This window comes from Kitasatospora sp. NEAU-CNBT7 (assembly GCF_057220535.1).
The window spans coordinates 191,874-199,842 of the sequence record NZ_JBXQQB010000013.1 but is presented as its reverse complement, the minus strand read 5'-3'; the positions used below and the strand labels follow the sequence as shown (position 1 = coordinate 199,842).

Genomic DNA, 7,969 nt, shown 5'->3' with positions numbered 1-7,969 from the left:
GGACTTCGACCTCTTCCGGCTCAGTGAGGAGCACGAGATGCTCCGGGAGACGGTGCGTGCGCTGTCGGAGGCGAAGATCGCTCCGTTCGCGGCGGAGGTGGACGAGCAGGGGCGGTTCCCGCAGGAGGCGTTGGACGCGTTGCAGGGCAGTGATCTGCATGCGGTGCACGTGCCGGAGGAGTTCGGTGGTGCGGGGGCGGATGCGCTGGCGACGGTGATCGTGATCGAGGAGGTGGCGCGGGTGTGTGCCTCGTCGTCGCTGATCCCGGCGGTCAACAAGCTGGGTTCGCTGCCGGTGCAGTTGTCGGGTTCGCCGGAGTTGAAGGCGAAGTACCTGGGGGCGCTGGCGCGGGGTGAGGGGATGTTCTCGTACTGCCTGTCGGAGCCGGAGGCGGGTTCGGATGCGGCGGGGATGCGGACGCGGGCGGTGCGGGACGGGGATTTCTGGGTCCTGGACGGGGTGAAGCGGTGGATCACGAATGCGGGGGTGTCGGAGTTCTACACGGTGATGGCGGTGACGGATCCGTCGTTGCGGTCGAAGGGGATTTCGGCGTTCGTGGTGGAGAAGGGCGATGCGGGGGTGTCGTTCGGGGCTCCGGAGAAGAAGTTGGGGATCAAGGGGTCGCCGACGCGTGAGGTGTATTTCGACGGGGTGCGGATTCCGGCGGACCGGATGATCGGTGCGGAGGGGACGGGGTTCGCGACGGCGATGCGGACGTTGGACCACACGCGGGTGACGATCGCGGCGCAGGCGATCGGTATTGCGCAGGGGGCGTTGGACTTCGCGGCGGGGTATGTGAAGGAGCGCAAGCAGTTCGGGAAGGCGATCGCGGAGTTCCAGGGTGTGCAGTTCATGCTGGCGGACATGGCGATGAAGCTGGAGGCGGCGCGGCAGTTGACGTATGCGGCGGCGGCGAAGTCGCAGCGCACGGATGGTGATCTGACGTTCTTCGGGGCGGCGGCGAAGTGTTTCGCGTCGGATGTGGCGATTGGAGATCACCACGGATGCGGTGCAGTTGCTGGGTGGGTACGGGTACACGCGGGATTATCCGGTGGAGCGGATGATGCGGGACGCGAAGATCACCCAGATCTACGAGGGCACCAACCAGGTCCAGCGGATCGTGATGGCCCGCAACCTGCCGTAGCGCGCTCCGGGCCGGCCGCGCGGGGCTGCCGCACCACCCCGTGCGGCAGGCCCGGCACGGCAGGCCCGCGAAAACCGGGTTGCCGGGCCGCCGGGCGGTGCGGCAGGGTGCGTTTCTTCGCACGACGGACACGGGGGCCGGGATGCCGATCTACTTCTACGGTGCCGACGAGCCGCCCTACGGCTGCTTCTCCAACTTCTCGCCGCACGGCTTCGAGCTCGACGGGCTGTGGTGGCCCACCTCCGAGCACTACTTCCAGGCGCAGAAGTTCGCCGGCACCCCGCACGCCGGGGTCGTCCGCCGCGCCGGCACGCCGTTGCGGGCCGCGGAGCTGGGCCGGGACCCGGCGCGCGGACTGCGCCGGGACTGGGAGCGGGTCAAGGACGACGCGATGCGCCGGGCGGTGGAGGCGAAGTTCCGCGCGCATCCCGACCTCCGGGCGGTGCTGCTGGCCACCGGCGACCAGGAGCTGGTCGAGGACACCGGCACCGACCACTACTGGGGCCGCGGCCGCACCGGCACCGGCCGCAACATGCTCGGCCGGATCCTGATGCGCACCCGCACCCGGCTGCGGGCCGAGCCCGGGCCGCGGTAGCCGGGCGGTGCCGCTGCCGGACGGCTGCGGATGCTCCTATGGACGTCAGCCGAGCAACTGCGCGTCGTACCGGACGTCCTCGTACCCCGGGCCGAAGCTGAACCGCCAGCCCGGCGGCAGCGCCAGGTAGGGCTTCAGGGACGGACAGACCGTCACCAGGTGGCCGACCGGGGTGGGGACGAAGAAGTCGGGATCGTCGGGAAGCTCCTCGGCGGACCAGACGAACCAGCCGCAGGCGCCGTCCTCGGGCGGCTGCCGCAGGCCGTTCAGCGGAAACCTGACGCTGGAGAAGGTCCCGGCGAGGCCGAGGATCTCGGCGGCGCCGACGGGTGCGGGGTCGACGCCGAACCGGGCGCAGACCGCATCGTGGTCGTGAAGCATGGCAGATCCAGACATTTCGCGTCCCACCCCGCACCCGGCATCCTACGCCGCCGGGTGCGGCGAGGTTTGGACCCGCTCCGGCCATGCCAGGAATGGAGGATGACCAGGACAGCACCGGCCGCCCTGCGGCTCTCCGACGAGGTACGCGACGCCCTGCAGCACGGGACCCCGGTGGTCGCGCTGGAGTCGACGATCATCGCGCACGGCCTGCCCCGGCCGCGCAACCTCCAGGTCGCCGCGGAACTTGAGGACCTGGTCCGGGCCGCGGGCGCGGTGCCGGCCACCATCGCCGTGCTGGACGGCCTGCCGCGGATCGGGCTCGGCAAGGCCGAGCTGGAGCGGGTCGCCACCGACCCCGGCCTGCGCAAGCTGGGCTTCCGCGACCTGGCCCCGGCGGTCGCGGCCGGCGCGAGCGGGGCGACCACCGTCTCGGGCACGGCGTTCCTGGCGGCCCGGGCCGGGATCCGGGTCTTCGCCACCGGCGGCCTCGGCGGGGTGCACCGCGGCTGGACCGACACCCAGGACGAGTCCAACGACCTGGCGCTGCTGGCCAGGACCAGGATCACCGTGGTCTGCGCCGGGGTGAAGTCGATCCTCGACGTCCCCGCGACGCTGGAGCGGCTGGAGACCCTCGGCGTGGCCGTGCTCGGTCACCGGACGGACTCCTTCCCCGGCTTCTACCTGACCAGTTCGGGCAGCCCGGTGGACTGGACGGTGCAGGGGCCGGCCGAGGTGGCCGCCGTGATGCGCGCCCAGGACGCCCTGGGCGGACCCGGATCGGCGCTGGTCGTGGCCAACCCGGTACCGCCGCACGAGCAGTTGGACCCCGCGCTGCACGACCGGGTGCTCGCCGAGGCGCTCGCGGCGGCCGAACGGGAGGGCGTCACCGGGCAGGCCACCACGCCGTTCCTGCTCGCGTACCTCACCGAGCACACCGCCGGTGCCTCGCTGGAGGCCAACCTGGCCGCCGTACGCGGCAACGTCGCCCTCGCCGCCCGGATCGCCGGCGCGTGGGCGGCGGACCCGGCCGGCCCGGCGGCGGGGGCGGGCGGAGCGGCGGAGCGCGGATGACCGCCGGGCCCGGCGCGCTGCTGGTGATCGGGGACGTGGTCACCGACGTGCTCGCGCTGCACGAGGGCCCGCTCGCGCCGGACACCGACACCGCGGCGCGGATCTCGGTGCGCCCGGGCGGGGCGGGCGCCAACGTCGCGGCCTGGGCCGCCCACCGCGGTGCCCGGGTCGTCCTGCTGGCCAGGGCCGGCGCCGACAGCGCCGAGTGGCACCGCGGGCAGCTGCGGGCGGCGGGTGTCGACCCCCGGCTGGTGGTGGACCGGGACGCCCCGACCGCGGTGGTGGTCTGCCTGGTCGACGGCCGGGCGGAACGCACCCTGGTGACCGACGGCGGCGCGTCGGTGCGGCTCGGCCCCGGGGACTGGGACCCGCGGCTGCTCACGGGCGTGGCCCGGGTGCACCTGTCCGGCTACCTGTTCTTCTCGGAGCCCGGGCGCCGGCTCGCCGCCCTGGTGCTGGCCGCGGCCGCCGCGCTCGGCACACCGGTGAGCGTGGACCCGGCGTCGACCGGCTTCCTCGGACGGCTCGGGGTGGACGCCTTCCGGGCGGCGGTGGCCGGCGCCGGGCTGCTGCTGCCGAACCTCGCCGAGGCCCGGCTGCTGTCCGGCCGGGCCGACGGGGTCGGCGCGGCCGAGGAGCTGAGCGCGGCGTACGGGACGGCGGTGGTCACGCTCGGCGCGGCCGGCGCCTTGGTGGCGCGGGACGGCCGGCTGGTCGCCCGGGTGCCGGGGGTGCCCGCGGCCGCGCTGGACAGCACCGGCGCGGGCGACGCGTTCACCGGCGGGTTCCTGGCGGCCGCGCTGGCCGGTGCGGGTCTCGCCGCAGCCGCGGAGGCGGGCTGCCGGGCGGGTGCCGAGGCGGTCCGGACGGTGGGCGGGCGCCCCGCGGTCGGCCCGGCCGCCTGACCCGGTCGTGCGGGCGGCGCCGCGGACCCGCCCGGCCGGGTTACTGTGGGTCGGGTCCGAACGGTAAGTGTGCTGGGGGTGTGCGATTTTGTCGGAGCATCAGGACGGTCCGGAGCGCCGGGACCGGACCGGGGAGCCGGGCGGGGCGGTCGGGCAGATCGGCGGCGACCGGCCGCCGGAGATCGACACCTCGCTCCCGCACTCGGCCCGGATGTACGACTACTGGCTCGGCGGCAAGACCAACTTCCCGGCCGACCGGGCCCTCGGTGAGGCCTTCGAGCAGGCCATCCCGAGCATCCGCACGATGGCCCGGGAGAACCGCGCCTTCCTCGGCCGCGCGGTCCGCCACCTGGTGCGGGAGGCGGGCATCCGCCAGTTCCTGGACATCGGCACCGGCATCCCCACCGAGGGCAACACCCACGAGGTCGCCCAGGCCGAGGCCGGGGACAGCCGGGTGGTGTACGTCGACAACGACCCGATCGTGCTGGCGCACGCCCGTGCGCTGATGGTCAGCGGCGCCGCGGGGAGGACCGCCTACCTCCACGCCGACCTGCGGGAACCGGAGCGGATCCTGTCCGACCCGGCGCTCACCGGCACACTCGACGTCACCCGGCCGGTCGGCCTGATGCTGGTGGCGATCCTGATGCTGCTGGAGGACGAGGACGACCCCTGGGGCAAGGTCCGCAAGCTGCTGGACGCGCTGCCCGCCGGCAGCCACGTCGCGATCACCCATCCCAGCGCGGACTTCAACCCGGAGGCGATGGGCGAGGTCGTCGCGGCGGCGCAGCAGGGGCGGTTGACCCTGGTCCCGCGCACCAAGGAGCAGGTCGCGGAGTTCTTCGGCGACTGGGAGCTGATCGAACCGGGCGTCGTCCCGGTGATGGCCTGGCACCCGGACGGCGCCCCGCCCGCGGACCCGCAGGCCGCCTACTACTGGGCCGGGGTGGCCCGCAAGCGTTCCTGAGCGGCCCGCCGGGGGCGCCCGCGGGCCCGGGGACTACGCTCGGGAGCTGTGAACGACGAATGGCAGCCCGACCGGTCCTCGCTGTCCGGTGCGCAGTTCGAGCGGGGGACCGACGGTCCCAAGGTGATCCTGGTCGGCGTGGACGGCTCGGCCGCCTCGGGCCGGGCCGCCGCGTACGCGGCCGGGCTGGCCCGCCGTCAGAACGCGCTGCTGGTGGTGGTCTACGTGCAGCCGGTGCTCGGGACGGCGGTGGCGATGGGCGCGTCCGTGGCCGAGGTGACCGAGGAGGTCGCCGAGTCGCTGGTGGCCGAGATCAGGGCCTGGGCGGACCGGATGCGCGGGGTGTTCGAGGTCCGGTGGCAGTTCGTCACCTTCCGCGGTGACCCGTACGGCGGCCTGGTCGCCACCGCGGACCGGCTGAAGGCGGACGCCGTGGTGGTCGGCGCCTCCGAGCAGGCCGGGCACCGCATCGTCGGCTCGGTGGCGGTCCGCCTGGTCAAGTCCGGCCGCTGGCCGGTCACCGTGGTCCCGTAGCCGCCCGCCCGGTCTCCGGCCGGGTGTCCACCACCGCGCGCCGGTCCGGTTTACGTGGCCGGACGGGCCCGGCGTCTTCGGCCCGGGCCCTGCGGGTGGAGCGGATCCGCCGGACCCCGGTGCGATACCTCTTATTGAGAGCTAAAATGACGGTATGGCGACCACGGGACCGGGTGACGAGCTGGCCGACCTGCTGGTCGGGATCCAGCGGCTGCTGCGCCGGCGCCTGCGCCGGGGCCTGACCGCACCCCGGCTGCGCGGCGCGCAGGTGGAGTTGCTGCGGCTGGTCGCCGCCCGGCCGGGCATCCGGGTCTCCGCCGCCGCCAAGGAGCTGTACCTGGCGGGCAACTCGGTGTCCACCCTGGTCAACCAGCTGGTCCGGGACGGCCTGCTGCTGCGGGCCCCCGACCCGGCGGACGGCCGGGCCGCGCTGCTCCACCCGACGCCGCAGGCCGCCGCGCGCCTCGCGGCCTGGGACGGGCGCCGCAGCGAGCTGGTCACCGCGCAGGTCGCGCTGCTGTCCGAGGCGGACCGGGTGGCGCTCACCGCCGCACTCCCGGCCCTGCGGCGTCTGGCCGAGGGCCTCCACGAGGAAGGGGACGGGGAATGACCGCGACACCCGCCGTGACACCGGCCGCCGGCGGCCCGCCGCCGGGCGCGCCGGCCACCGCCGTGCGCTGCACCGGCCTGCGCTACTCCTTCGGCGCCGCCCGCGCGGTCGACGGTCTGGACCTGGAGGTCCGGGCCGGTGAGGTGTTCGGCCTGCTCGGTCCGAACGGCGCGGGCAAGACCACGGCGATCCGGGCGATCACCACCCTGCTGCGGATCCCGCCGGGCATGGTCGAGGTGTTCGGGCACGACAGCGCCCGCGAGCGGATGGCGGTGCGCCGGCTGCTCGGGTACGTGCCGCAGCAGCTGTCCGCCGACGGCGGCCTGACCGGGCGGGAGAACGTCGCCCTGTTCGCCCGGGTCTTCGACGTGCCGCGCCGCGAGCGGGCCGCCCGGGTGGCCGAGGCGCTGGCCGCCGTCGACCTCACCGAGGCGGCCGACCGGCTGGCCGGGACGTACTCCGGCGGCATGGTCCGGCGGCTGGAGCTGGCCCAGGCGCTGGTCAGCGCGCCGCGGCTGCTGATCCTTGACGAGCCGACGATCGGCCTCGACCCGATCGCCCGGACCGGTGTGTGGGACCGGATCAACGAGGTCAGGGCCGCCACCGGGATGACGGTGCTGGTCACCACGCACTACATGGACGAGGCGGACCAGTACTGCGACCGGGTCGGCCTGATGCACCGCGGCCGGATCCGGGCGCTGGGCACCCCCGCCGAGCTGCGGCACGCGCTGGCCGGGCCCGGCGGCGCCGAACCCAGCCTGGAGGACGTCTTCCGCCACTACGCCGGCAGCGGGCTGACCGGCCGCGACAACGACGAAGGAGGGGATCTCGGCGATGTCCGCCGCACCCGCAGGACCGCTTCCCGTGTCGGCTGACGCCCCGGCCGCCCCGGCCGCCCCCGCCGCCGCGTCCCCGCAGCTGAGGCTGCTGCTGACCCCGCCGCCGGCCCGCCGGGGCTGGCGGCTGGTGCCCGCCCGGGTGGCCGCGCTCTGCGCCATCGAGCTGCAGAAGCTGCGGCACGACCGGGTCGAGCTCTACACCAGGGCGGTGCAGCCGGCGCTGTGGCTGCTGATCTTCGGTGAGACCTTCACCCGGATCAAGGCGATCCCGACCGGCGGGATCCCGTACCTGGACTACCTGGCGCCGGGCATCATCGCGCAGTCGGCGATGTTCATCGCGATCTTCTACGGCATCATGATCATCTGGGAGCGCGACTCCGGGGTGCTCACCAAGCTCCTGGTCACGCCGACCCCGAGGGCCGTCCTGGTGACCGGGAAGGCCTTCGCGGCCGGGGTGAAGTCGGTGGTCCAGGCGGTCGTGGTGGTGCTGATCGCGGCCGTGCTCGGGGTCTCGATGACCTGGAACCCGCTGCGGCTGCTGGGGGTGGCCGTGGTGGTGGTGCTCGGCTCGGCGTTCTTCGCCTGCCTGTCGATGTCGATCGCCGGGATCGTGCTCACCCGGGAGCGGCTGATGGGGATCGGGCAGGCGATCACCATGCCGCTGTTCTTCGGCTCCAACGCGCTCTACCCGGTCGCGGTGATGCCCGGCTGGCTGCAGGCGGTCAGCAAGGTCAATCCGCTCAGCTACGAGGTGGACGCGCTGCGCGGTCTGCTGCTCGGCACCCCCGCCCACCTGTGGCTCGACCTCGGGGTGCTGGTGCTGGCGGCGGCGCTGGGGGTCGGCGCGGCCTCCGCACTGATGGGCCGGCTGGCCCGCTGAGCGGTCCGGCGGACGGCCCGCGAGGGGCCGTCCGCCGTGGTCCGC

At 74.5% G+C, this 7,969-nt stretch carries 9 protein-coding genes and 1 pseudogene; 9 read left to right on the top strand and 1 reads right to left on the bottom strand.

Features of this window, described 5'->3' with window-relative positions; translation table 11 throughout:
- Both AC2TEW_RS19360 and ybiA read left to right on the top strand, forming a co-directional pair.
- Positions 1-1,145, top strand: a pseudogene (locus tag AC2TEW_RS19360) (acyl-CoA dehydrogenase family protein); the annotation flags it as partial.
- Between the two features lie 142 nt (positions 1,146-1,287).
- On the top strand, positions 1,288-1,740 hold the full coding sequence (ybiA, locus tag AC2TEW_RS19355; protein WP_484624602.1) for a riboflavin biosynthesis intermediates N-glycosidase: 453 nt from the start codon (positions 1,288-1,290) through the stop codon (positions 1,738-1,740).
- A gap of 45 nt (positions 1,741-1,785) precedes the next feature.
- Here the strand turns inward: ybiA and AC2TEW_RS19350 are convergent, their stop codons facing one another.
- A complete protein-coding gene (locus AC2TEW_RS19350; RefSeq protein ID WP_484624601.1) occupies positions 1,786-2,121 on the bottom strand; it encodes an immunity protein Imm33 domain-containing protein in 336 nt (111 codons plus the stop codon).
- A gap of 99 nt (positions 2,122-2,220) precedes the next feature.
- Here AC2TEW_RS19350 and AC2TEW_RS19345 point away from each other — a divergent pair, with 99 nt between their 5' ends.
- The 7 genes from AC2TEW_RS19345 (at position 2,221) to AC2TEW_RS19315 (ending at position 7,924) form a co-directional block, all read left to right on the top strand.
- On the top strand, positions 2,221-3,192 hold the full coding sequence (locus AC2TEW_RS19345; RefSeq protein WP_484624600.1) for a pseudouridine-5'-phosphate glycosidase: 972 nt from the start codon (positions 2,221-2,223) through the stop codon (positions 3,190-3,192).
- Entirely contained in the window at positions 3,189-4,097 is a 909-nt protein-coding gene (locus AC2TEW_RS19340) for a carbohydrate kinase family protein (protein WP_484624599.1), read from the top strand. Before AC2TEW_RS19345 ends, AC2TEW_RS19340 begins: the two co-directional genes overlap by 4 nt.
- An 88-nt stretch (positions 4,098-4,185) precedes the next feature.
- On the top strand, positions 4,186-5,061 hold the full coding sequence (locus AC2TEW_RS19335) for an SAM-dependent methyltransferase (protein WP_484624598.1): 876 nt from the start codon (positions 4,186-4,188) through the stop codon (positions 5,059-5,061).
- A 48-nt stretch (positions 5,062-5,109) separates the two neighbouring features.
- Positions 5,110-5,595 (top strand): universal stress protein, encoded by a 486-nt coding sequence (locus AC2TEW_RS19330; RefSeq protein ID WP_082527275.1) that lies wholly within the window; start codon positions 5,110-5,112, stop codon positions 5,593-5,595.
- Positions 5,596-5,749: 154 nt separating this feature from the next.
- Positions 5,750-6,205, top strand: a complete 456-nt coding sequence (locus AC2TEW_RS19325; protein ID WP_484624597.1) for a MarR family winged helix-turn-helix transcriptional regulator — start codon at positions 5,750-5,752, stop codon at positions 6,203-6,205.
- Positions 6,202-7,080, top strand: a complete 879-nt coding sequence (locus AC2TEW_RS19320) for an ABC transporter ATP-binding protein (protein ID WP_484624596.1) — start codon at positions 6,202-6,204, stop codon at positions 7,078-7,080. The genes AC2TEW_RS19325 and AC2TEW_RS19320 overlap by 4 nt, the downstream gene beginning before the upstream one ends.
- Positions 7,040-7,924: an ABC transporter permease gene (locus AC2TEW_RS19315; RefSeq protein WP_484624595.1), complete on the top strand. Its 885-nt coding sequence runs from the start codon at positions 7,040-7,042 to the stop codon at positions 7,922-7,924. The genes AC2TEW_RS19320 and AC2TEW_RS19315 overlap by 41 nt, the downstream gene beginning before the upstream one ends.
- Positions 7,925-7,969 lie beyond the last annotated feature (45 nt).

What these genes read in the sequence shown, in the direction of transcription:
- AC2TEW_RS19320 (WP_484624596.1), top strand. Translation starts at nt 6,202, where the DNA reads ATGACCGCGACACCCGCCGTGACACCGGCCGCCGGCGGCCCGCCGCCG.
- AC2TEW_RS19325 (WP_484624597.1), top strand. Translation starts at nt 5,750, where the DNA reads ATGGCGACCACGGGACCGGGTGACGAGCTGGCCGACCTGCTGGTCGGG.
- AC2TEW_RS19350 (WP_484624601.1), bottom strand. Translation starts at nt 2,121, where the DNA reads ATGCTTCACGACCACGATGCGGTCTGCGCCCGGTTCGGCGTCGACCCC.
- ybiA (WP_484624602.1), top strand. Translation starts at nt 1,288, where the DNA reads ATGCCGATCTACTTCTACGGTGCCGACGAGCCGCCCTACGGCTGCTTC.
- AC2TEW_RS19345 (WP_484624600.1), top strand. Translation starts at nt 2,221, where the DNA reads ATGACCAGGACAGCACCGGCCGCCCTGCGGCTCTCCGACGAGGTACGC.
- AC2TEW_RS19315 (WP_484624595.1), top strand. Translation starts at nt 7,040, where the DNA reads ATGTCCGCCGCACCCGCAGGACCGCTTCCCGTGTCGGCTGACGCCCCG.
- AC2TEW_RS19340 (WP_484624599.1), top strand. Translation starts at nt 3,189, where the DNA reads ATGACCGCCGGGCCCGGCGCGCTGCTGGTGATCGGGGACGTGGTCACC.